We start from the raw sequence: 23,802 nt of genomic DNA on the forward strand, positions 1-23,802 counted from the left end.
TCCAAATAGTTAAATTGTTATGATGATACTTCCCCAAGACAAACCACCACCAAAGCCACTTAAGAGTAGCTTTTGTCCACTACCAATTATAATCGATTGATTTTGAACTAATTCATCAAGAAGAATCGGAACACTTGCTGCTGAAGTATTACCAACTCGTTCTAAATTTGTTGGGAATTTATCACTTGGTTGTTTTAATTTTTTTGCAACTTGTTCGATTAAACGAATATTTGCTTGATGAAGAATATATAAATCTACTTCATCAGCGCTCATATGAGCTTTTTCTAGAGTTTCTGAAATATTTTTAGGAACTTCCCTTGAAACGAGTTCAAAAACTCCCCTACCGTCCATTTTCATTGTGGAGAGTGTATGTTGCTCCATTCTTTCACCACAAACTAAAGCATCTCCTTTTAAACCGTCAGAACGTAAACTTTCAACGAATACATGTGTTTGATCAGTTTTTTCTAATAAAACTGCACCCGCTCCATCTCCAAATAGAATGGCAGTTGATCGATCCTTCCAGTCTAAAACAGATAACATTGTTTCAGCACCAATCACAATACCATATTTTTGATTTCCGGCTGAAAGCATCTTTATAGCTGTGGATAAAGCAAATACAAATCCTGCACAAGCAGCACTTATATCAAATGCAAATGCATGATTCGCTCCAATTGCTCCTTGAACTTTTGCTGCACAAGAAGGACTCATAGTGTCAGGAGTCATTGTAGCTACAATAACAAATTCAATTTCATCTGGATGTATTTTAGACTCTTCTAAAAGCTTTTGAGCAGCTCTTATAGCTAAATCACTTGTTGTTAATTCTTTAGCGTAGCGTCTAGTTTGAATTCCAGTTCTTTTTCGAATCCATTCATCTGTAGTATCTAATTGCAGCTCCCAATCAGCATTTTTTATTTCATGAATTGGTAGGTAAGAACTTGTATGAATCACTTTTACAGTGGACATCAAATCTCTCCTTTTTGAACTTCAGCTTTAGCTTCATGTAAAAAGTTATATAAATTATGAAGACCTTTTACTAAGATAGCCATTTCTTCCTCGTTCATTCCTTGAATCGTTCGCTTCACTAATTTTTCATGAAACTTGCGATGTAATCGATACAAAAGACGTCCTTTACTTGTTAAACCTAATCTAACAATACGTCGATCTTTTGCATCTTTTAAACGTTCAACATACCCTTTTTTCACTAATGCATTAACTGCTACTGTTAGCGTCCCAACCGTTACATTTAATGAATTGGCAACTTCAGTGGTCGTAAGCTCATGGTACATACCAATGGCTTCAATGGCATGCATTTCTTTAATGGATAAATCTTTAAATTGACTTTGCGCCAATGAAGATTCTTCAATATCCAGCATTTGGTTAAAGACGTCTACCAAATACTCATTAATTTTCTCTAGAGGTGTTTCCATTACTTTCTCCTAATTAGTTTGAATATCAAATCATTTGATATTCAAACTATACTAAATAATACTTTGATTGTCAAACATTTTTTTGCAAAAAAATTTCTCTTTCAAACTTCATTTTTAAGAATTTGAAAGAGAAATACTTCATTTATTCAATTGGTGTAAAAATTAACCTTAATGCATGTAATAGCACTACTACTGTACTTCCTTCGTGAAGAATAACTCCAAGCGTTAAATCACTCCAACCAAGAAAATTTAATAGCACTAATATAATCACAATCAATAAAGAAAAAATTAAATTTTGCTTTGTAACAGTCATCATTAATTTGGAAACCTGATGCAATGTTTTTAAAGAATCTAATTGACTATTCATTAATACAATATCACTAGATTCCATTGCTACATCCGTTCCTTTCCCCATTGCTATCCCAACTTCTGCATTCACTAATGCTGGAGCATCATTAATACCGTCTCCTACCATAGCAATTGTCGGATATTTAATAGCCCATTCTTTTAGCATATTTGCTTTTTCTTCTGGTAATACATTAGCTCTTACTTCATCCACTGCTAATTCGTTAGCGATTGCCTCAGCTGTTTGAAGAGAATCTCCCGTTAAAAGCATTGTTTGAATATTTTTTTCTTTAAAATAATCAATTACTTGTTTTGCTTCTTCTTTAGGTGTATCTAATAAGGCTACTGCACCGACTACTAAATGATCTTCACTCAAAACTACAACTGTCTTTCCTTCATTCATCCACTGATCAACAATGGTTGTATATTTTCCTAATGTAGCAAAACTAGAGGGCTTTCCAATGCGATACGTATGATTTCTATAATTTGATTCTAGTCCAATACCAACTTTTGGTGTAACAGATAATGAATAAGTACGATAAGCTAATCCAGACTCTACAATTGCAAAGGCTAATGGATGATTCACTCTTCTCTCCATCGATACTAGAATGGAATATAATTCGAATTCACGATCTTTATCCATTACTTTTGCTACAACTTTCGGTGTACCATTTGTAAGTGTTCCAGTTTTATCAAAAGCAATTGCGTTAACTTCAGAAATTTTCTCTAATGCAGCTCCAGATTTTATAAAAATTCCTTTTCTAGATAAAGTTGATATCGCTGCTACTGTTACTGGTGTAGCACTAGCTGCAAGTGCACAAGGAGATACAGCAATTAAATAGACCATTCCACGATAAAAAGCTGTTAAAAAATCCCATTTTAAAAATATAATACCAATCGCTAGAACTACAGGAAATAATGCCAATACAATAGTGACATAAACTGGTTCCCATTTCTTTAAGAAACTTCCTGTACGAGTTAATGATTGACCAGCTTCTTGCACTAAAGTAATAATCTTTCCAAGAACACTATCTTGATGTTTTTTAGTAACTTTAACAAGTAGTGTTTGTGTTAAATTCAAAGTTCCAGCAAATACTTCGTTTCCTACTCCTTTTTCAATTGGAATGGATTCACCAGTTACTGAAGCTTGATTCACAGAGGACATTCCTTCAATAATAATTCCATCTGCTGAAATTTGACTACCATTCAATACTTGAATAATATCTCCAATTTCTAAAGAAGAAGCATCTACTTCTTCAAAGTGTCCATTATTCATCTTTTTCAACGCTAATTTTGGTTGCAATTGTAATAAGTGAGTCATATCTTTACGACTTTTCTTTTCTACATATTCCTCTAAGGAATGAGCAATTGTAAAAATAACAATTAACATCGCTGCTTCTTCAAATTTTCCAATAAAAATTGCACCAAGAGCAGCCAGTGTCATTAGTAAATGAACATTAGGACGGAACTTTTTAAATTGCTTTGTTTCCTCAATTGTATCCATTATTCCTTCAGCAATGATTTCTTTTCCAATACAAGCAATCGTTAAAAGAAATAAAGCATTTGCAATCCAACCTACACTTCTTTCTAGGATTAATGCTAGTACAAACATACCAATCGCAAGACCCCAACGTTGCCAAAAAATTTCATGATGATGGTGTCCCGAACAATGTCCACAATGCTCATGGTGGTGGTGTTCTCCGTGTTCATGCTCATGCAAACAATGGCAATGGTCATGGTGATTGTGATGAGCATCGTGTTCATGTTGATGATGGTGTTCATCATGTTCATGTGAATGATGATGAATTTCATGATGGTGTTCATGAGAGTGTCCTTCATAATGATGTGTTTCTTCAGTTATATTCTGATTCAATAATTTATTAAATATTGTTTTAACTACTTCCATAAATTCGTCTAAAGCTTTAAATTGATATTTCATACTCCACAACCTTTCTTACTGAATCTATTATACATGAAGATTCAAGTTTCAACAAAAAAAGAAATGACTTTTTCTAGTAGTAGTTTAGTCATGAGATTCGCATTGCGAAGCTGCTGGCGTCCTTTACTACTTAAAAAAATCACATCTCAATCGTTTATTCATATTCATGGTAATAAAAAAATGACTTATTATAATAGCAGATCATGAAACCAAAGGTTTGCTGGCGTCCGTCTGCTATTATCTCTGTAAGTCATTAAATAAAAATATTACCCTAACAATTCGCTCAAATCAATGGTGTCTAATGTCATTTCCGTTGAAGTTTGAGCCATAATTGATTCATAATCAAAATAATCATTAATCGTTAATTGATTCAACTGATAAATTTGTTCAAACAAATTTTCAGGCTTCTGCTTTTTCCAGCGATACGTCACAAAATAAGTGGCAATATCATAACTAGAAATCGATTCATATCCCTGAGTTATAAATTCAATAATTTTATAACTTAACCAAGGACGAAACTGTTCCAATAATTCCTCTTGCTTATTCATCATACCAACACAAAAACACTATTCCGCATCAGCAACAGCTAAACCACTATCGCCTACAGTTGGAACAACATGATGAATTGCACGACGTTCAAAAGTTAAATAAACACCATCACAATCGATTTCAACAGTTTGTGCATCCGTATCAATATAATGAACAATTCCATGTAAACCACCAATCGTAACAATGTGGTCTCCTGCTTTCAAAGCATTCATTTGCTCTTGTAATTTTTTATTACGCTCACGATTTTTACGACCAATAAACCACCAAAGGGCTCCTAAACCTACAATATAAAGTAACAATAATGCTAAACTCATTTTCAACACTCCTTCATTTAATGTATTACTACTGTATCAAATTTTTCCTAAGAATACTAGAAATTACGAGCATTTTCTTTATTAAATCCATATTCTTCGAAAAATGCTTCTCTAAATTCTAGTAAATTATCATCCATAATCGCTTGACGAACTTGTTTCATTAAGTTCAATAAGAAGTATAAATTATGATAACTTGTTAAACGTAAGCCAAATGTTTCATCTGCTTTAAATAAATGACGAATATACGCACGAGAATAATTACGACATGTGTAGCAATTACATTTTTCATCAATTGGACGGAAATCACGTTCATATTTCGCATTTTTAACAACCAGACGTCCGGCACTCGTCATACAAGTCCCATTTCTCGCAATACGTGTTGGAAGTACACAGTCAAACATATCGACTCCACGGATCACTCCATCAATTAATGAGTCAGGAGAACCTACTCCCATTAAATAACGTGGTTTATGAGATGGAATCAGTGGTGTTACATAGTCTAGTACTTCATTCATTTCTTGCTTTGTTTCCCCTACAGACAATCCACCAATCGAATACCCTGGGAAATCAAGTGAAATCATATCCTTAGCATGATCCATTCGTAAATCTTTGTATCCTGCCCCTTGTAAAATTCCAAATAAGGCTTGAGTTTCTGGAGATTTATGAGCTTTCAATCCACGTTCTGCCCATCTTGTTGTACGAGCAATAGAGTTTTTCACATAATCATGAGTATGATGGAAATCTGGACACTCGTCAAAACTCATAATAATATCTGCCCCTAATTTATTTTGTACATCAATTGAAATTTCTGGAGATAAAAATAATTTTGATCCATTTAAATGGTTTCTAAAATGTACGCCCTCTTCTTCAATTCTTCTCATATCACTTAAAGAGAATACTTGGAAACCTCCTGAATCTGTTAAGATTCCTTTTTTCCAATTCATAAAATTGTGTAATTTTCCTGCTTCATCTACAATATCCGCACCTGGACGTAACCACAAGTGATACGTGTTGCTTAAAATAATATTTGCTCCCATTTCATCTAATTCTTCAGGAGACATTGATTTTACAGTTGCTAATGTACCTACAGGCATAAACATTGGAGTTGGGAACGTTCCATGTGGTGTAATAATTTCTCCAAGACGAGCACCTGTATGTTTTTCTGTTTTAATTAAACGATAAGTTACAGCTGGTTGTGTCATTTCTACATTCCTTTCTTTGTACAGTCAACTATATAACTGTATCTTACAATGTTCTATTTGTCCAATATTTTATAAAATTTTAAGTAAATAAACAAAAAAACTTCAAAAGTCAGATTCTGTTTCTAACTTTTGAAGTTTAATTTCTCTATTGATTATGCAGTTTGAATGGCACGATAGCTATAGGATGGTTCTTTTAGTTTTTCATCAAATACGATATCTAAATCATGACCTTGGAAAAACCATTCATCACCTATTTCAACAAAATAAGTAATCCCATTTTTTTCCACACTAACAAATGGATTATTTGGTGAATCAACTTCTACTGCCAAAGAAAAACCTTCATGAATTGGACTACAACCATAAACTTTCCCTAAAAAGCGAACACCACGTTCTTTAGAAACTCCCATTTCTTCTTCAAACCATGCTTGTGACTTTTCATCAATTGTTAATTTCATATGCCCCATCCTTTAACTTAAATTCTTGATAATAGTTTACCATAATTTCTAAAATCTTGCTTTTACTTTGCTTGCAATAATGGGTTAGTCATAAAAGAAGTACATCCATATTTAGATAAAGCAGTAAATCCATTAGCTTCATAAAATGCAATTGTTTTTATTTCACTATCCGTTGTTAAAATGATTTGATACACTTCATTAAAATACTCAAGTGTTTGACGAAGTAATTGTGTACCAATTCCTTGTCTTTGATACTCGAGAAGTACAATAATATCTTGAATATAGAGAATAGAATAGCCATCTCCTACTGCTCTTAAAAATCCAATTAATTTCCCATCTTCATCTCTTGCTGTAAGAATAAACAAACTATGTTCTAATGCATTTTGTAGCATTATTGGATTAGACGTATAATTCGTCCATCCTACTGCTTTATATAATGGAAAAATTTCTTCAAAAGAAACAGCATCATTTATCTTATACCCAATCAACCTATTCACTCCTCATCTAATACGATTGATTCAATCCATTCCCAAGCTTTTTCTACCCCTTCTCCTGTTTCAGAAGAAAATGTTAAAAATAACTCTTCCGGTGGTTTTCCAAAAGCTTTTCGAATTTGACTAACATGTTTATTCCATTTACCACGAGGGATTTTATCACACTTCGTCATAATAATTCGATAAGGAATTTCATAATACTCTAAAAATTCACGCATTTGAACATCTTCTGTACTTGGTTCATGACGGAAATCAACGAGAATTAAAACGAGTTCTAGATTTTCACGAGTTGTAATATACTCTTCAATCATTTTACCCCATTTTTCACGTTCTTTTTTTGAGACTTTTGCGTATCCATAACCAGGAACATCGACAAAATAAAACAAATCATTAATATGATAAAAGTTTAATGTCTGCGTTTTACCAGGTTTACTAGAAGTTCTAGCTAAACTTTTTCGTTGAATTAAACGATTAATGAAAGATGATTTCCCAACATTCGAGCGACCTGATAAAGCAATTTCCACTTTTTGGTCGGTCGGATATTGATTTGGACCAACTGCACTAATCGTAAATTCAGCATTTGTCACTTTCATGATTAAGCTCCTTCCTCAGTTGTTTGAGGATTAATTTTAACAAAGAATAGTAATCCTCCCCCAATTAAGAATAGAACAATTAGAGAAAAGACCCCATCTAGTGAATTACCAGTCATTTGAGCTGTAATCCCTAATAATGTTGTTCCAAGAATTGATGAGAATTTTCCAAAAATATTATAAAATCCAAAAAATTCATTCGCACGATTAGCCGGAATAATTTGTCCAAAAATAGAACGACTTAAAGATTGAACTCCACCTTGGGCAGTACCAATACAAATAGCTAATAATAAGAAGTCAGTATAAGTTTTTAACCCTGTAGCTAAAATACAAATAATAATATAAGTTGCAATACCTAAAAATACTGTATTTTTTGCACCATTTTTTTTAGCAAGATATCCATAAAAAATACTAAAAGGAAATGCAACAATTTGAACGATTAATAAAATCACAATCAAACTATTTCCATCTAATCCAACGTCACTTCCTACAGCTGTTGCCATTTTAATAATTGTCCCAATTCCATCAATATAGAAGAAATAAGCAATTAAAAATAAGAATACTTGCTTATGTTCACGAATATGTTTAATCGTTTCAAATAAACGTGCAAAACTATCAAATACCGGATGCTTATCATGTTCGATAAAATGTTTTTGTTTTACATATTTCCAAAATGGAATGGTAAAAACAAACCACCAAACAGCAGTAATAAGGAATCCAATTTTTACAATGACATCTCCAGCAAATGAAGAGAATTGCATAATCATCATAAATAAAACAAATGGAATGACACTTCCAATATAACCATATCCATAACCTGCAGCAGAAATTCGATCCATTCGATCATACGTTGTAACATCCATAATTGAACTATCATAAAAAATATTTGAAGCAGAAAATCCAATGGCAGAAATCGTATATAAGATTAATAAGAACATCCATTGATCACTTCCTGAAAAAATCATACCAAGAACTGAGAGTACACCGACCATTGTTGAAATGGTAAACATTGGATTTCGATATCCTCTATAATCCGCTAATGCTCCTAATACAGGTGCCATTACAGAAACTACAAAAGTTGCAATAGAATTGGCATAGCCTAAATAAGCTGTTGAGTTAGCTGCAGAAACTCCTGCATTTGTAGTAACTGTTTTAAAGAAAATTGGGAAAATAGCTGTTGTAATCATTAATGAATACACTGAATTAGCCCAATCTTGTAAAATCCACGAAAATTCTTCTTTTGTGTAACGCTTTGCAAAAAAATTACGAATTGCAGACATAAAAATCCCCCTAATTCAAAGGAATTTCGTAAGAGATAAAACTTAGAGTTGTCCTTATTTCATCTATTATAAATTACGAAATCCTTTTATTGTAATATAGTATTATGCTTTTAATAATTTGCCTTTTTTATTATATAATTCAGGTTGTCCTTCATTATCCACAACCGCTTTTGTCACAATTACTTTCGCAACTTCTTCTCTACTTGGAATTTCAAACATTAAATCCATCATCACAGATTCAATAATTGAACGAAGTCCTCGAGCTCCTGTTTTACGTTCAATTGCCTTAGCAGCAATTGCCTCCAAAGCATCTTGTTCAAATTCTAATTGAACTTCATCCATCAAGAATAATTTTTGATATTGTTTCACTAAGGCATTTTTAGGCTCTGTTAAAATCGAAACTAAATCTTTTTGTTCTAACTTTTCTAATGCCGCAATAATCGGTAAACGTCCAATAAATTCAGGAATCAATCCAAATTTTTGTAAATCTTCTGGAATTATCATTTGCATTAAACTATCATGCTCACTAATATTTTTATTAGAAGAACCGAATCCAATCACTTTAGCTCCAAGTCTTTCCTTCACAATTGTTTCAATTCCGTCAAAAGCTCCACCAACAATAAATAAAATATCCGTCGTATCGATTTGAATTAATTCTTGTTGAGGATGTTTACGCCCACCTTGTGGTGGAACAGAAGCTGTCGTTCCTTCTAAAATTTTTAATAACGCTTGTTGTACACCTTCACCACTTACATCTCGAGTAATCGATACATTTTCACTTTTACGTGCAATTTTATCGATTTCATCAATATAAATAATTCCTTTTTGTGCACGTTCAACATCATAATCTGTTGCCTGAAGAAGTTTTAGTAAAATATTTTCCACATCTTCTCCAACGTAACCAGCTTCAGTTAATGTTGTTGCATCTGCAATTGCAAATGGTACATTCAATAGTCGAGCTAATGATTGAGCTAAATAAGTTTTCCCCGAACCTGTTGGTCCAATTAAACAAATATTACTCTTTTGTAACTCTACTTCATCTTCCTCGACTAAATGATTAATACGTTTATAATGATTATATACAGCAACTGCTAAAGCTTTTTTAGCATTTTCTTGTCCAATGACATATTCATTTAAAATTTCACGAATTTCTTGTGGCTTTGGAACAGTTAACTCCCCTTCAAAAAATTGTGTTAATAATTCTTCATCAATGATTTCTTTACATAAATCTACACATTCATTACAAATAAAAACATCTGGTCCAGCGATAATTTTTTTCACTTGATCTTGTGACTTCCCGCAAAAAGAACAACAGACATGGTTTTGTTTATCTTTATACAACTATGTAACCTCCATTCAATTTTTGACACTATAATAGTAGATTAGCATATCTAAAGACTTAGAACAAGGAAAGTCCATTCTATTTTCAATATTTTTCCATAAAAAAGAACAACCTTGTTTCCAAGATTGTTCTTCATCACTTTTATGATTATGCTTCTACTGCAGATTCAGTAATTAAAGCTAATGCTTTTTTCATTGAAATATCGTTTTTCAACATTTCAACTGAAACAGCTGCACGAACAGCTCCTTCTTCCATACCATATTGAGCAGCTAATTCTTTCACTTCTGCATCAACATCAGCTTCAGTAACTTCAATGTTTTCATCTTTAACGATTTGTTCTAATACTAAGTTCGTTTTAGTACGTACATCAGCATCTTTTTCCATCATTTTGTGTAAATCAGCTTCAGTTGTACCTGTGATTTGGTAGTACATTTCTGGTGTAATACCGTTACGACGCATGTCGTTTAAGTAGTGTTGCATTTGACGATGTACTTCTTCGTGAACCATTTCAGCTGGTAATTCAACGATTTCAGCATTTTCAACTGCTTGGCGTAATGCTAAGTCAGCTACAGCTTCGTCAGCAGCTTCAGCTTTTGCTTCTTCTAATTCTTTGCGGAATTTTTCTTTTAATTCTGCTAATGTTTCAACTGAATCATCAATGTCTTTAGCGAATTCATCTGTTAATTCTGGCAATTCTTTTGTTTTAACTTCGTGAACTGTTACTTTGAATACCGCATCTTGACCTTTTAAGTTTTCTGCATGATATTCTTCTGGGAATGTAACTTTTACTTCAACGTTGTCGCCTTCTTTAGCGCCTACTAATTGATCTTCAAATCCAGGAATGAATGAACCTGAACCTAATTCTAATGAGTAGTTTTCACCTTTTCCACCTTCGAATGCTTCTTCACCTAAGAAACCTTCAAAGTCAATCACTACTGTATCTGCTAATTCAGCAGCACCTTCTTTAACCACTAACTCAGCTAGTTTAGCTTGTTCTTGTAATAAACGGTCTTCTACATCTTGTTCAGAAACTGTACGATCTTGTTTTTCAACAGTTAATCCTTTGTATTCACCTAATTTTACTTCAGGTTTAACAATTACAGTTGCTTTAATTACCCATGCTTGACCTTTTTCTAAAGACTCGATGTCAATTTTTGGTTGAGTTACTGGGAAAATACCAGTTTCTTCAACTGCATTATCGTATGCATCTGGTAATAAGTAGTTTAATGCATCTTGATACAATGCTTCTTCACCATACATTTTGTTGAAGACTTGACGACTTACTTTACCTTTACGGAATCCAGGAACGTTTAAGTTCTTTTTCACACGGTTAAAAGCAACTTCTAACCCTTTTTTGATTGATTCTTGTGAAATTTCAAATGTTAACACAACTTCATTTGTGTTGATTTTTTCAAATTTTGCTGTCATAGCTTTCCTCCAAAAAATTCTTACTTCATCAAATGAATTGATGAGCTATTTACATACTCATTTATTTTACAACACCTTTGTAAAATTGTAAAATATTTCTGTTTATTTTTTTAAATAAATCTATAAAAATTCTATTTCGAAATCAAATTGTAATCAAGTTGTTGCGAATCTTAACAATAATTTTAGGTTTTAATGTAAAATCAATGGTATAATAGAGTAAGATTAGGGGTGATATTATGATTCAATACCCAAAAGGACATGGAAGAATTTCCTCTCCTCAAACTTCTACTGTTACCTATGGTAGTCGAGGGATGTTCTTAGAAACTTTATTGAATCAAACAAACGATTATTATCGATTAAGAAAAATAGCCGTTATCCATAAAAAGCCTACTCCAATACAAGTAGTGAAAGTGGATTATCCAAAACGAAGTGCAGCAGTGATTAAAGAAGCTTATTACCGACACGCTTCTACTACTGACTATAACGGAGTTTATCGTGGATGCTATATTGATTTCGAAGCGAAAGAAACGAAAAATAAAACTTCGTTTCCTTTTATAAATATACATGAACATCAATTACAACATATGGAAGAATGTATTTTTCAAGGTGGCATTGTATTTGTAATCTTTTATTTTTCTTCTTTGAATGAATACTATTTATTGGAAAGTCAGTATTTAATATCGTTTATAAAAGAAAATCAAGATAATAAAAAATCTATTCCATTAGACTACATCAAAAAATATGGAGAACCTATTCCATTATCCGTACAGTCTATTTTAGATTATATTCCTGTAGTTGATAAATTGATTGACAAAATTTAGGAGGTTGTCTATGCCAGAAACACGACGAACTAGACGTACAAAACATAATCAAACAAAGAAAACTAAAAATCAAAAGAAAGGTCGTATTTGGAAAAAAATAGGATTAACTCTATTCTTTATTATTGTTTTAATTTCCATTACGCTTTCTGGTTTATTTTTCTACTATGCTTCTACTACACCAAAGATTTCAGCTGCAGATCTTCAAGGTGCTACTGAAACTCAAATTTTTGATATGAATCAAGAACTCATTACAAAACTTGGTGGTGAAAATCGTGATTTAATTGAGCCAGAAGAAGTTCCTCAAGGATTAAAAGATGCTATTACATCCATTGAAGATAAACGTTATTATTCTCATATGGGGATTGATCCAATTCGTATTGTTGGTTCTTTTGTTCGAAATCTTCGTGCAGGTCATATTACACAAGGTGGTAGTACCATTACACAACAATTAATTAAGCTATCCGTCTTCTCTACTAAAAAAGAAGACCAAACTTACAAACGTAAAATTCAAGAAATTTTACTAGCGTTACAAATTGAGCGTGAATTTTCAAAAGAACAAATTTTAACGTATTATTTAAATAAAGTTTATATGGCGAATAATACTTATGGATTCGGAACTGCTGCTAATTATTATTTTGGAAAAGACTTAAAAGAATTATCCATTCCTCAATTAGCACTACTTGCTGGAATGCCACAAGCACCAAGTTCATACGATCCATATGCTCATCCTGAAGCAGCAAAAGAACGACGTGACTTAGTCTTACAATCCATGAAAGATAATGGAAAATTAACAGATACTCAACTGCAAGAAGCAAAGGCTACTCCAATTGCAGAAGGATTAGTTGAGGAACACGAGCAAGTTTCAACAGATGACAATCGTCTGATTTTTGATTCCTTTTTAACAATGGTAGCCGATGAAGTCAAAGATAAAACAGGCTTAGATGTTTACTCTGATGGATTAACAATTGAAACTACTGTTAATTCACAGGCACAAAATCATTTATATGAAATTCTCAATACAAATCGTTACGTTCAATACGTAGATGACAACGTACAAAATGCGGTTGTTATGTTAGATTCTACTACAGGTGCTGTAAGAGCGATTAATGGTGGCCGTAAACAAACGAATTTATTAGCTTATAATCGTGCGGTTCAAAATGATAGAAGTACTGGTTCATCAATTAAACCAATTATGGATTATGGTCCAGCTATTGAATATTTAAATTACTCTACTGGACAAACAATGGTCGACAAACCAACAACTTATTCAAGTGGATTCGAACTAAATAACTGGGATAATCAATTTATGGGAACAATGACGATGCGTAAAGCATTAGTGTTATCTCGTAATACTCCTGCCTATCAAACTTTTAAAGCAGTTGGAAATGATAATATTCAAGCTTTCCTTAAAAAATTAGAATTATCTGTTACAAATGATGGAAAAGAATCCTTAGTAGAAAGTAACTCCATTGGTGCAAACATATCTCCATTAAAAATGGCTGCAGCTTACTCTGCATTTGCCAACTATGGTACTTATTCTAAACCATATACAGTAACAAAAATTACAACACGTGACGGTCAAGTATTACAATTTAAACCAGATCAACATCAAGCCATGAAAGACTCTACAGCGTATATGATTACAAATATGCTAAAAGATACGTTCACTTATGGATTTGCAAATGATTTAAAAATGGGAAATCTTCCTCATGCTGCTAAAACTGGTTCAAGCAACTATACGCCGGAACAAAAACGTGCAATGGGTGCAAGTGAAACAGATAATATTATTCCTGATTCATGGTTCATTGGATACTCTCCTGCCTATACAATTTCAATATGGACTGGTTATGACAATCCTTATACAGCAGGAAGTGGCTTAACATTAACAGAACAAGCTTATTCTAAATGGATTTATGGTCACTTAATGAATTATGCCATGAAACAAACTCCTGTTAAAGATTGGGAACAACCTTCTAGTGTTGTATCTTCACCAATTATTGTTGGTTCAAACCCATTAGCATTAGCTGGACCAAATACTCCTTCTGATCGAGTAAGTACAGAATTATTTGTAAAAGGAGCCTTACCTGCACAGCAACAACAAGTTGTTGAAGAAAGAATTGCTCCACCATCAGGATTAAATGTAAGTTATGATGCTGCTAAGAAAGAAGTTACAGTAACTTGGAATGCAGTAAAATCTGATGGAGATAAACCAAGTTATACAATTAGTGTTGGTGGTCAAACACAAACAGTCGATAAAACAAGTGCAACCTTTAAAAATATTACAGGTGAATCTGTTCAAATTAGTTTATCTGTCTCTATTAAAGGTAAAACATCAGATCCAGTAACTCATGAATTAAAATTAGGTACTAAAGCCGAGGAAAAACAAGAAACAAGTACTACAACTATTCAACAAAATCCTCAGCAACAACAACCGCCACAACAAAATGGACAAACTACACAAGTACCGACAAGAAATGAAACACCAACTCAATCCGCTGGGCAAAATAACTAAACTCCTACCCCTTCTCTAATTGAGAAGGGGTGTATTTTTGCTTTTATGTATAAAAAAACACGCTAGAAAATCTAGCGTGTTTTTATTATTTAGCATATTCTACAGCTCTTGTTTCACGAATAACTGTAACCTTAATATGTCCTGGATATTGTAGTTCTTCTTCAATTTGTTTACGAATTTCACGTGCTAATAAAATCGAACTTGCATCATCAATTTTCTCTGGATGAACCATGACACGAATCTCACGACCCGCTTGAATCGCAAAGCTACGTTCTACACCTTCATGTTCATTCGCAATAGCTTCTAATCGTTCTAAACGACGAATGTAGTTTTCCAAGGATTCACTACGTGCTCCTGGTCTTGCAGCTGATAAGGCATCTGCTGCAGCTACTAATATCGCAATTGTCGAGGTTGCTTCAACATCTCCATGGTGGGATGCAATGGCATTAACCACAATTTTGTTTTCTTTGTATTTTTGAGCAATTTCCGCACCAATTTCAACGTGTGAACCTTCAATTTCATGGTCTAATGCTTTTCCTAAATCATGAAGTAAACCAGCTCTTTTAGCAATATTTACATCTTCTCCAAGCTCACCAGCCATAATTCCTGCTAGTTTTGCAACTTCGATACTATGATTTAAAACATTTTGTCCATAACTTGTACGGAAATATAATCGACCTAAAATTTTAATTAAGTCTGGATGTAATGAATGAATTCCAACTTCAAATGTTGCTTGTTCTCCAATCGAACGAATTCTTTCATCCATTTCTTTACGAGATTTTTCAACCATTTCTTCAATTCTTGCAGGATGAATACGTCCATCTGCAATTAATTTTTCTAGAGTCATTTTAGCAATTTCTCTACGAATTGGATCAAATCCACTTAGTACTACAGCTTCTGGAGTTTCATCGATAATTAAATCAATCCCTGTTAATGATTCTAATGTACGAATATTTCTTCCTTCCCGTCCGATAATTCGTCCTTTCATTTCATCATTAGGTAATGTCATCACAGTAACTGTGTTTTCTGCTACTAAATCTGCAGCTGAACGTTGAATAGCTTGTAAGATAATATCTTTAGCCGCTCTATCTGCTTCATCCTTAGCACGTTGTTCAGATTCTTTTATCATTACGGCACGTTCGTGACTTAATTCATCACGTGTTTCCTGCATAATAATTTGTTGTGCCTCTTCACGACTAATCGTTGAAATGCGTTCTAATTCTGCTCTTTGTTCAGATAACACATTGTCAATCTCTTCTTCTTTTTCCGTCATGAATTGTGCTCTCTCTTGAAGTTTATTTTCTTTATCTTCAATGGACTGTTCACGTTTTTCTAAAACTTCATCTTTACGATCAAGATTTTGTTCCCTTTGAATCATCCTTTTTTCTTGCAGTAAAACTTCATTTCGTCTTTCTTTTAACTCATTTTCAACTTCAGTACGATACTTATGATTTTCTTCCTTAGCTTCTAATAATACTTCCTTTTTTAAGCGGTCAGCATCTTTTTTGGCATCTTCTAAAATCATTTCAGCCGATTCACGAGCAGCTACAACTTTTTTCTCATAATTGGATTTGAAAACAAAATATCCAGCAACAATTCCGATTACTAAAGTTAAGATCGCGAGGCCTCCTGTTAATAGTCCTGAGTTCATTGAGTCACCTCCGTCTCATTTTTAATTTTTCAAAATTAATTGCATAAACAATCGTTGGATAGAATAATCCAACTCAATAACTATTGTATTATTCTATCCAACTAAAGTCAACTATAACTCGTCATTAATTCAATGAAGAAATAAATTTTTTAGAAGATTCATTCAATTCTTCAGCCATTTGGTGTACTTCTTCTAAAGTTTTCACAACTGCACCAGAAGCAAGCGGATGTCCTCCGCCACCATGGTTCGCAGCAATTTCATTTACGATTGGTCCTTTTGAACGTAAATTACAACGATAAGTACCATCTGGTTGCTCTACAAATAAGCACCAGCAATGAACTCCTTCAACTGTACTTGGTAATGAAATAACTCCATGAGTTTGATGTTCTTCCACTCCAAACTCTTTTAATTGTTCTTGGCTTAAAATCGTAATCGCTACACCATTTTCAGAAATCTCCATATTTTGGTAAATATACCCTGCTAAACGACTCACTGAAACAGGATTTGTAATCATATGATAAGCAATTTCAGAAATTTTTACTGGGAATTCTAATAATTTAGAAACCATTTCAAAAGTCACTGTTGTAGTTGCTGGATATAAGAAACGTCCTGTATCCCCAACAATTCCTGCATATAATGCATTTGCAACTTCTTCATTCACTTTCCAAGGTGAATTTTCGCTAAAGACAAATTGACATAAAATCTCACTTGTACTACTAGCAGTTGTATCAACGTATGAAATTTTTCCATAAACATCTCTATCAGGATGGTGGTCGATTTTAATCACCTCTGATGGATTTACTTCGTATGGAGAATCGATACGAGGAGTATTCGCTGTATCATTGACAATGATTAATGAAGCATCAAATACTTCTTGAGAAATGGCATCCATTGTACCAATGTACGCTAAATCTTCATTCATTTCACCTAAAGCATATACTTTTTTATTTGGGTATGTTGCTTCAATAATTTTTTTCAAAGCAATTTGAGAACCAATGGCATCTGGATCTGGTAACTCATGTCGTAAAATTACGATAGAGTCCGCTTTTTGAATTTCTTGATCAATGGCTAATAAGTATTCTTGTTTATTCATTCTAATGATTAATTCCTTTCCATTAATTGACTAGACATCACTGCTTTAGCAACTATACTATTTTCTAAGTAAACAGAAATATCTAATTTTGTAATTTTTCTTCCATTATCAAGTGACTGAATTTGTAAAATAATATCGCTATCAATTGGAATCATTTTTAAATAATGTAAATCTAACTGTTCAATAACGGCATTTCTTCGTTGACTACGTGAAATAAACTCTTTAGAAGCTACACTCACAACTTCACAAAGAACCCCAAATGATAACATTCCTAAATTATTTGTCATTTGTGGAGTCACCTTGAATTGAAACTTAGATAGTTGAGTATCCATTTCTACAACATTCAAACTTTCCGCTACATCATCTTCAAAAGTATTTCCCACTTGTGGCTGTCTTTGAGCTAATTGCATAGCTTTCATAACATCTTGACGAGAAATAATTCCAATTAATTCCATATTATCCTGAACTACTGGAAGCATTTCTAACCCATTCCAAATCATAGAATGTGCGACACTTGCTACACTCGCATGCAATTTTGTAATACTTGGATTTCTTGTCATTACTCTTTCAATAACGATATGATCACTTTTACCAATGACATCTTTTGCTGTTACAATTCCCACTAATCGGTTTGAATGATTAATAACAGGGAATCTTGAATTACCAGTTTTATGATTCATTTTTCGATAATCTTCAACTGTATCATCTAACATTAAATAATTCGTTTGAGAAAATTCAGTATAGATGTCTGCTACAATCATAATTTTTTTCTTAATTAATTGGTCACTCATTGCACGATTAATTAAAGATGCTACTGTAAATGTATCATAAGTTGTTCCAATTACAGGAATTTCCAATTCATCCGCCCTACGGATTAATTCAATAGAAGCAGAAAATCCACCCGTAATTAACACAGCAGCACCCTGCTCTAAGGCTGATAATTGAGCAGCATCTCGATTCCCAATAATTAATAATGATTCTGGTTGAATATAGCGTGTCATCGCTTCTTCCGTCATTGCTCCAATAACGAAACGATTTAAAATTTTATCTAATCCTTTAGAACCGCCATATACTTCTCCTTCAATAATTTTAACAACTTCCCCAAAAGAAAGTTTTTCAAAATTATCTTTAGATTTTCTTTCAATACGAATAGTTCCAACACGTTCAATCGTTGAAACAATTCCTAAGTTTTCTGCCGCTTTGATGGCTCGATATGCCGTTCCTTCACTTAACTGCATATTTTTGGCAATTGTTCGTACAGAAATCTTTTCGCCAACAGGCAATGATTCAATATATTCAATAATTCGTTGGTGCTTGGTTGACATATTTTCTCCTCCAAATCGCATTTATTTCATGCATTGGTATTACTCATGAAGTGTTGGAATAATTTCTCCATGAGGACAATGAGTTGGATCATCTAAAAATTCTACTAAGCGTTCAATTAATTCAGGTGAAGAGGCATGTTCTAATACTTCAGCTTGAGCATGTACTTCTTCTGGCGAAAAGCCTAAAGACTTCACTAAAAAAACTTCCCAGATTTTATGTGTGCGAATTAAACGTTCGGCAAACATGATTCCCTTTTCTGTCAGTCTCGCACCCTTATATCGTTCATAAGTTACATATTCCTCTGCTACTAATTTATTCAGCATTTCAGTAGTAGATGCTGCTGAAATTTGAAGCATATTCGTGATTGACTTATTAGAAACTAGTTCATGATTACCACCTAATTTATAAATTGCCTTAATATAGTCTTCTTTATTAGGTGTCATATTGTTTCCCCCTTTGAACTTCCCTGACAACTGTATAAAAGATTTGCATGAAACCCTTTATTTGTAAAATAGTATACCATAAACCTGTATTAAAATAAACAAAGCATCTGTACTACTTTTCAGAAAAAATATATTTTTTTATATAAAACTTACGGAATATTTCTCTTCTAAATAAAATTTTCCTTATGCATACAAAAAAGCGTAATAGTTCGAACACTACTACGCTTTATAAATATCTAACGAATTATTTTAAACGTCCAGGACGAGCTGCGTAACCATAGTATGCATCAGCAAGAATTTCTTCCATGTGAGCAACCATTGGTAAACGAGGGTTCGCTGGTGAACATTGATCTTCATATGCTAATAATGCGATTTCATGGATTGTTTCTTTCCATTCTTTTTCATCTACACCTTGAGCTTTGAAGTTCATTTCAATTCCTACACGTTCTCCTAATTCATAAACAGCTTTCGCTAAAGCATCAACTGCTTCTTCAGGAGTTGATGAAGGTAATCCTAACATTCTAGCAATGTCTTGGTATTTTTCATCTGCACGGTAGTAGTTGTATTTAGGCCATGTAGAAGTTTTAGCTGGGCGAGTACCATTGTAACGGATAACATATGGAAGTAAGATCGCATTTGTACGTCCGTGAACTGTATGGAAGAATCCACCAACTTTATGAGCCATTGAGTGAGACATTCCAAGGAATGCATTGGCAAATGCCATACCAGCCATTGTAGAAGCATTATGCATTTTTTCTCTTGAAACGAAGTCTCCGTTTTTAACTGAACTTTCTAAGTTTTCAAATACTAATTTGATTGCTTGTAATGCTAAACCATCAGTATAGTCATTAGCTAATGTTGAAGTATATGCTTCAACTGCGTGAGTTAACACGTCCATACCTGTGTCTGCAGTAACAAATCCTGGAACAGTCATTACTAAAGCTGGGTCAACAATCGCAATTGTTGGAGTTAATGAGTAGTCTGCTAAAGGATATTTACGGTTATTTGCTTTATCAGAAATAACGGCAAATGGAGTTACTTCAGAACCTGTACCTGAAGTTGTAGGAATACCAACATATTTAGCTTTTTCACCTAATTCTGGGAATTTGAATGCACGTTTACGAATATCCATGAATTTTTGAACTAAGTCACGGAAGTCAATTTGAGGTTGTTCGTAGAACATCCACATTACTTTAGCAGCATCCATTACAGAACCACCACCAAGAGCTACGATTGTATCTGGCTCGAATGATTTCATAATTTCAGCACCACGGTTAACTGTTGTGATATCTGGATCCGGTTCAACATCTGAAAATACTTCGTAAATAACTTTGTTAGGACGTAATTCTAATTGTTCAATGACACGTTGTAAGAATCCTAAGTTAACCATTTGTTGGTCTGTTACAATCATTACACGTTCTACATTTTTCATTTTTTGTAAGTATTGAATTGAATCACGTTCGAAATAGATTTTCGAAGGAACTTTAAACCATTGCATATTATTTCTACGTCTCCCTACTTTTTTGATATTTAATAGATTCACAACGCTTACGTTATCACCAACTGAGTTACGACCGTAAGAACCGCAACCTAATGTTAGAGATGGAATGAAGGCATTGTAAACATCACCAATACCACCAAATGTAGATGGAGCGTTCCAAATAACACGAATTGCACGAACAATACGTCCAAATTCTTTCGCTAATTCAGCATCATCTGTATGAATAGCTGCAGAGTGCCCTAAACCGTTAAATTCAACCATTTGTCTTGCTTTTTCAACACCATCTTCACGAGATTCAGATTTTAAGATTGCAAGAACTGGTGATAATTTTTCACGAGTTAAAGGTTCTTTTTCTCCTACTTCACTACATTCTGCTGCTAAAATATTTGTTCCTTCTGGAACTGAGAATCCTGCTTGTTCTGCAATCCATACAGCAGGTTTACCTACGATATTAGCGTTTAATTTAGCACCAGCACAGTTTTTACTGTTTGCTTTTACTCCGAAACAGAACTCTTCAAGTAATGCTTTTTCTTTTTTAGATACAAAATAAGTGTGGTAGCTCTTTAATTCTGCTACAAATTCATCATAAATTTCTTTATCAATAATAGCTGCTTGTTCTGAAGCACAAACCATTCCGTTATCAAATGATTTACTCATTACGATATCGTGAGCAGCTTGACGAATGTTTGCAGATTTTTCAACATATGCAGGTACGTTACCAGCACCTACCCCTAAAGCTGGTTTACCGCAAGAATAAGCAGCTTTAACCATTGCGTTACCACCTGTTGCTAAGATAGTTGCAATACCATCATGATTCATTAAAGCATTTGTTGCTTCAATTGATGGATGTTCAATCCATTGAATACAGTCTTCAGGTGCTCCAGCTGCAATTGCTGCATCACGAACGATTTGAGCTGCATGAGCTGAACTCTTTTGAGCTGATGGATGGAAAGCGAACACGATTGGGTTACGTGTTTTCAATGCAATTAATGATTTGAAAATTGCTGTTGATGTTGGGTTAGTTGTTGGTGTAATACCACATACAACCCCAACTGGTTCAGCAATTAATGTTAAACCTGTTACTTCGTCATCTTCAATAACTCCAACGGTTTTCGTATGACGCATATTATGAACGACGTGTTCACATGCAAATAAATTTTTAGTCGCTTTATCTTCAAAAACTCCACGACCAGTTTCTTCTACAGCGTGTAATGCTAACACACCATGTTGATCAAGAGCTGCTACTGATGCTTTCGCTACAATATAGTCTACTTGTTCTTGATTGAGCAATCTAAATTGTTCTAAAGCTACAAGCCCTTTCTCTACTAATTCATTGACTTCTTTTTGAGAGTCTACTACTTTTTTCACTTCACTCACTGGGAATTCCTCCGTTGCTTGTTATTTTTATCACATGTTTATCATAACCTATTTCATCGATTTTGTAAATAGGTGAAAACGAATTTATTTTAAGAAAATATTTTCTTTTTGTTTGAAAATTTACTTTCATAAAAGCTCTTATATTCGTTAAATTGAATATAAAGAGGAGAAACTTCTCCCCTCTATATTTTTTTTATAAGTCGACTGTTACACCATTTTCTTCAATTGTAAATTCTTTTGTTGCTAAGTTTGCTACTAAGCGAGCTTGTGATTGATGTTCAGCACTTGAACGTACAATTTCAATTGTTGATTCGTCTGGAGTTGAAATTTCAATTTCACCTTCTAAATCAAATGCTTTTGAAGTATTTCTAAAGTGTAATAATGATAATAGTTGTTTTACAACTGGACGCTCCACTTCTTTTTCGATTTCTTCTAATGTATAGTAATGACGATTAATATTACGTCCTTCTTTTGTTGCTTCAAGAAGTTCAATATCATTTTCACCGGCTAATAGTCCTACATAATAAATTTGAGGGATACCCGGAGCAAAACATTGTAGAATTCTTGATAGTAAGTAACTAGCATCATCATTTCCTAATGCACTATAATAAGTACTATTAATTTGATAAATATCTAAGTTATTATATTTCTCACTTGAATAGACTCTCTTAACATTTGCTCCAACTTTATACAATTGTTCTGAAGTATAGTCTAATTCTTCATCTGTTAATAAATCTCTTGCATCTACAACACCAATTCCATCATGTGTATCTAATGTTGTAAATTGTTTCATTGGACTCATTTTTAACCAATTAGCTAGACGATTTGATTTTCCACTATATAGTGAATATAAAACAACCATTGGCAATGCAAAATCGTAAACAAAATAATCATGATTTGCAATTTTCATTTGAATGGAATAATGTTCATGAATTTCAGGTAACAATTCTACTTGATATTTTGCAGCTTCTGCTCGTACTTCATCTAATAAATCCCAAATTTCTGGTTCTACGAAGAAATCATTGGTATCTAATTTTTTCACAGCATAGGCAAAAGCATCTAAACGGATTAAAGAGCATCCATGACTTGCCATATCTTTAATTGTTTCACGAATAAATTCTTTCACAATTGCTTTATTCACATCTAAGTCAATTTGTTCCTCGCCAAATGTATTCCACACTTCTTCAGTAGTACCATCTTCAAAATGGACTGTTTGGAATGGTGCTTTATCTTTTCTCTTATAAATTAAATCGATATCTTCTTGTGTTGGACGTCCCGGTGGGAAAAATTCATGCACACGAATAAACATATCTTTATAAGGAGAATTTTCATGATTCTTTTTAAAATCTTGGAAAAATTTTGATTCACGAGAAATATGATTAATCATAAAATCAAACATTAAGTAGTATTGCTCTCCTAATGCATCCACATCTTCCCAGCTACCTAAGTCTGGATCAACTGTTGTATAATCACTTGGTGCAAATCCTCTGTCACCTGTTGAGGGGAAAAATGGAAGTAAGTGTACTCCTCCAATTGATTCTTTAAAGTAAGTTTCTAAAACAAATTTTAGATCCTTCATGTTTTTTCCTAAGCTATCTGAATAAGTAATCAGCATGGCTTCATTTTTTATTTGCACATTTATCAACTCCTATATCTACCAGTATTAAACCGGTTGCATACGTGTATTTTACCAAATAATAAAACGTTTGCATA

At 33.3% G+C, this 23,802-nt stretch carries 20 protein-coding genes; 2 read left to right on the forward strand and 18 right to left on the reverse strand.

The features are described from left to right. Window positions 1-9: 9 nt before the first annotated feature. The 12 genes from RWM24_RS03995 to tig all read right to left on the reverse strand — a co-directional run bounded on the left by RWM24_RS03995 (window position 10) and on the right by tig (window position 11,365). Window positions 10-963 carry a beta-ketoacyl-ACP synthase III gene (locus tag RWM24_RS03995; protein WP_314111818.1) on the reverse strand — a complete coding sequence of 318 codons (954 nt, stop codon included), beginning with the start codon at window positions 961-963 and terminating at the stop codon, window positions 10-12. Beyond that, window positions 963-1,427: a MarR family transcriptional regulator gene (locus RWM24_RS04000; protein WP_314111820.1), complete on the reverse strand. Its 465-nt coding sequence runs from the start codon at window positions 1,425-1,427 to the stop codon at window positions 963-965. The genes RWM24_RS03995 and RWM24_RS04000 overlap by 1 nt, the downstream gene beginning before the upstream one ends. 142 nt (window positions 1,428-1,569) lie before the next feature. Next, complete coding sequence (locus RWM24_RS04005) at window positions 1,570-3,711, reverse strand: heavy metal translocating P-type ATPase (RefSeq protein WP_314111822.1); 2,142 nt, start codon at window positions 3,709-3,711, stop codon at window positions 1,570-1,572. Window positions 3,712-3,977: 266 nt separating this feature from the next. Continuing rightward, complete coding sequence (locus RWM24_RS04010; protein WP_314111823.1) at window positions 3,978-4,238, reverse strand: post-transcriptional regulator; 261 nt, start codon at window positions 4,236-4,238, stop codon at window positions 3,978-3,980. A 39-nt stretch (window positions 4,239-4,277) separates the two neighbouring features. Continuing rightward, window positions 4,278-4,574 (reverse strand): preprotein translocase subunit YajC, encoded by a 297-nt coding sequence (yajC, locus tag RWM24_RS04015; protein WP_314111825.1) that lies wholly within the window; start codon window positions 4,572-4,574, stop codon window positions 4,278-4,280. Window positions 4,575-4,630: 56 nt separating this feature from the next. Further along, on the reverse strand, window positions 4,631-5,776 hold the full coding sequence (tgt, locus tag RWM24_RS04020) for a tRNA guanosine(34) transglycosylase Tgt (protein ID WP_227931275.1): 1,146 nt from the start codon (window positions 5,774-5,776) through the stop codon (window positions 4,631-4,633). Between the two features lie 152 nt (window positions 5,777-5,928). Further along, a complete protein-coding gene (locus RWM24_RS04025; protein WP_314111828.1) occupies window positions 5,929-6,231 on the reverse strand; it encodes an iron-sulfur cluster biosynthesis protein in 303 nt (100 codons plus the stop codon). Window positions 6,232-6,293: 62 nt separating this feature from the next. Continuing rightward, window positions 6,294-6,719 (reverse strand): GNAT family N-acetyltransferase, encoded by a 426-nt coding sequence (locus RWM24_RS04030; RefSeq protein ID WP_314111830.1) that lies wholly within the window; start codon window positions 6,717-6,719, stop codon window positions 6,294-6,296. 5 nt (window positions 6,720-6,724) lie between these two features. After that, entirely contained in the window at window positions 6,725-7,318 is a 594-nt protein-coding gene (gene yihA / locus RWM24_RS04035) for a ribosome biogenesis GTP-binding protein YihA/YsxC (RefSeq protein ID WP_314111832.1), read from the reverse strand. A 2-nt stretch (window positions 7,319-7,320) separates the two neighbouring features. Continuing rightward, complete coding sequence (locus RWM24_RS04040; RefSeq protein ID WP_314111834.1) at window positions 7,321-8,595, reverse strand: MFS transporter; 1,275 nt, start codon at window positions 8,593-8,595, stop codon at window positions 7,321-7,323. Window positions 8,596-8,697: 102 nt separating this feature from the next. Further along, window positions 8,698-9,936: an ATP-dependent Clp protease ATP-binding subunit ClpX gene (gene clpX / locus RWM24_RS04045; RefSeq protein ID WP_314111835.1), complete on the reverse strand. Its 1,239-nt coding sequence runs from the start codon at window positions 9,934-9,936 to the stop codon at window positions 8,698-8,700. A 148-nt stretch (window positions 9,937-10,084) separates the two neighbouring features. Continuing rightward, window positions 10,085-11,365: a trigger factor gene (gene tig, locus RWM24_RS04050; RefSeq protein WP_314111837.1), complete on the reverse strand. Its 1,281-nt coding sequence runs from the start codon at window positions 11,363-11,365 to the stop codon at window positions 10,085-10,087. A gap of 233 nt (window positions 11,366-11,598) precedes the next feature. Here tig and recU point away from each other — a divergent pair, with 233 nt between their 5' ends. Next, complete coding sequence (gene recU, locus RWM24_RS04055; protein WP_399539328.1) at window positions 11,599-12,186, forward strand: Holliday junction resolvase RecU; 588 nt, start codon at window positions 11,599-11,601, stop codon at window positions 12,184-12,186. Between the two features lie 10 nt (window positions 12,187-12,196). Continuing rightward, complete coding sequence (locus tag RWM24_RS04060) at window positions 12,197-14,698, forward strand: PBP1A family penicillin-binding protein (RefSeq protein ID WP_314111841.1); 2,502 nt, start codon at window positions 12,197-12,199, stop codon at window positions 14,696-14,698. 85 nt (window positions 14,699-14,783) lie between these two features. On the opposite strand, the gene rny is transcribed toward RWM24_RS04060, so the two are convergent. The 6 genes from rny to gtfA form a co-directional block, all read right to left on the reverse strand. Continuing rightward, the gene (rny, locus tag RWM24_RS04065; RefSeq protein WP_314111843.1) at window positions 14,784-16,349 is read right to left on the reverse strand and encodes a ribonuclease Y; all 1,566 of its coding nucleotides are present in this window, start codon (window positions 16,347-16,349) and stop codon (window positions 14,784-14,786) included. A 124-nt stretch (window positions 16,350-16,473) separates the two neighbouring features. Then, on the reverse strand, window positions 16,474-17,442 hold the full coding sequence (locus tag RWM24_RS04070; protein WP_314111845.1) for a bifunctional oligoribonuclease/PAP phosphatase NrnA: 969 nt from the start codon (window positions 17,440-17,442) through the stop codon (window positions 16,474-16,476). Between the two features lie 8 nt (window positions 17,443-17,450). After that, entirely contained in the window at window positions 17,451-18,767 is a 1,317-nt protein-coding gene (locus tag RWM24_RS04075; RefSeq protein ID WP_314111847.1) for a DRTGG domain-containing protein, read from the reverse strand. Between the two features lie 39 nt (window positions 18,768-18,806). After that, window positions 18,807-19,211: a metal-dependent transcriptional regulator gene (locus RWM24_RS04080; RefSeq protein WP_314111849.1), complete on the reverse strand. Its 405-nt coding sequence runs from the start codon at window positions 19,209-19,211 to the stop codon at window positions 18,807-18,809. A 244-nt stretch (window positions 19,212-19,455) separates the two neighbouring features. Continuing rightward, complete coding sequence (adhE, locus tag RWM24_RS04085) at window positions 19,456-22,089, reverse strand: bifunctional acetaldehyde-CoA/alcohol dehydrogenase (RefSeq protein WP_314111851.1); 2,634 nt, start codon at window positions 22,087-22,089, stop codon at window positions 19,456-19,458. 193 nt (window positions 22,090-22,282) lie between these two features. Then, on the reverse strand, window positions 22,283-23,725 hold the full coding sequence (gene gtfA / locus RWM24_RS04090; RefSeq protein ID WP_314111853.1) for a sucrose phosphorylase: 1,443 nt from the start codon (window positions 23,723-23,725) through the stop codon (window positions 22,283-22,285). Window positions 23,726-23,802 lie beyond the last annotated feature (77 nt).

The organism is uncultured Granulicatella sp. (assembly GCF_963516875.1).
GTDB lineage: Bacteria > Bacillota > Bacilli > Lactobacillales > Aerococcaceae > Granulicatella.

Excerpts from the sequence above, each read along its gene's own strand:
- RWM24_RS03995 (WP_314111818.1), bottom strand. The coding sequence starts at position 963 with ATGTCCACTGTAAAAGTGATTCATACAAGTTCTTACCTACCAATTCAT.
- RWM24_RS04000 (WP_314111820.1), bottom strand. The coding sequence starts at position 1,427 with ATGGAAACACCTCTAGAGAAAATTAATGAGTATTTGGTAGACGTCTTT.
- RWM24_RS04005 (WP_314111822.1), bottom strand. The coding sequence starts at position 3,711 with ATGAAATATCAATTTAAAGCTTTAGACGAATTTATGGAAGTAGTTAAA.
- yajC (WP_314111825.1), bottom strand. The coding sequence starts at position 4,574 with ATGAGTTTAGCATTATTGTTACTTTATATTGTAGGTTTAGGAGCCCTT.
- tgt (WP_227931275.1), bottom strand. The coding sequence starts at position 5,776 with ATGACACAACCAGCTGTAACTTATCGTTTAATTAAAACAGAAAAACAT.
- RWM24_RS04025 (WP_314111828.1), bottom strand. The coding sequence starts at position 6,231 with ATGAAATTAACAATTGATGAAAAGTCACAAGCATGGTTTGAAGAAGAA.
- yihA (WP_314111832.1), bottom strand. The coding sequence starts at position 7,318 with ATGAAAGTGACAAATGCTGAATTTACGATTAGTGCAGTTGGTCCAAAT.
- RWM24_RS04040 (WP_314111834.1), bottom strand. The coding sequence starts at position 8,595 with ATGTCTGCAATTCGTAATTTTTTTGCAAAGCGTTACACAAAAGAAGAA.
- tig (WP_314111837.1), bottom strand. The coding sequence starts at position 11,365 with ATGACAGCAAAATTTGAAAAAATCAACACAAATGAAGTTGTGTTAACA.
- RWM24_RS04060 (WP_314111841.1), top strand. The coding sequence starts at position 12,197 with ATGCCAGAAACACGACGAACTAGACGTACAAAACATAATCAAACAAAG.
- rny (WP_314111843.1), bottom strand. The coding sequence starts at position 16,349 with ATGAACTCAGGACTATTAACAGGAGGCCTCGCGATCTTAACTTTAGTA.
- RWM24_RS04070 (WP_314111845.1), bottom strand. The coding sequence starts at position 17,442 with ATGAATAAACAAGAATACTTATTAGCCATTGATCAAGAAATTCAAAAA.
- RWM24_RS04075 (WP_314111847.1), bottom strand. The coding sequence starts at position 18,767 with ATGTCAACCAAGCACCAACGAATTATTGAATATATTGAATCATTGCCT.
- RWM24_RS04080 (WP_314111849.1), bottom strand. The coding sequence starts at position 19,211 with ATGACACCTAATAAAGAAGACTATATTAAGGCAATTTATAAATTAGGT.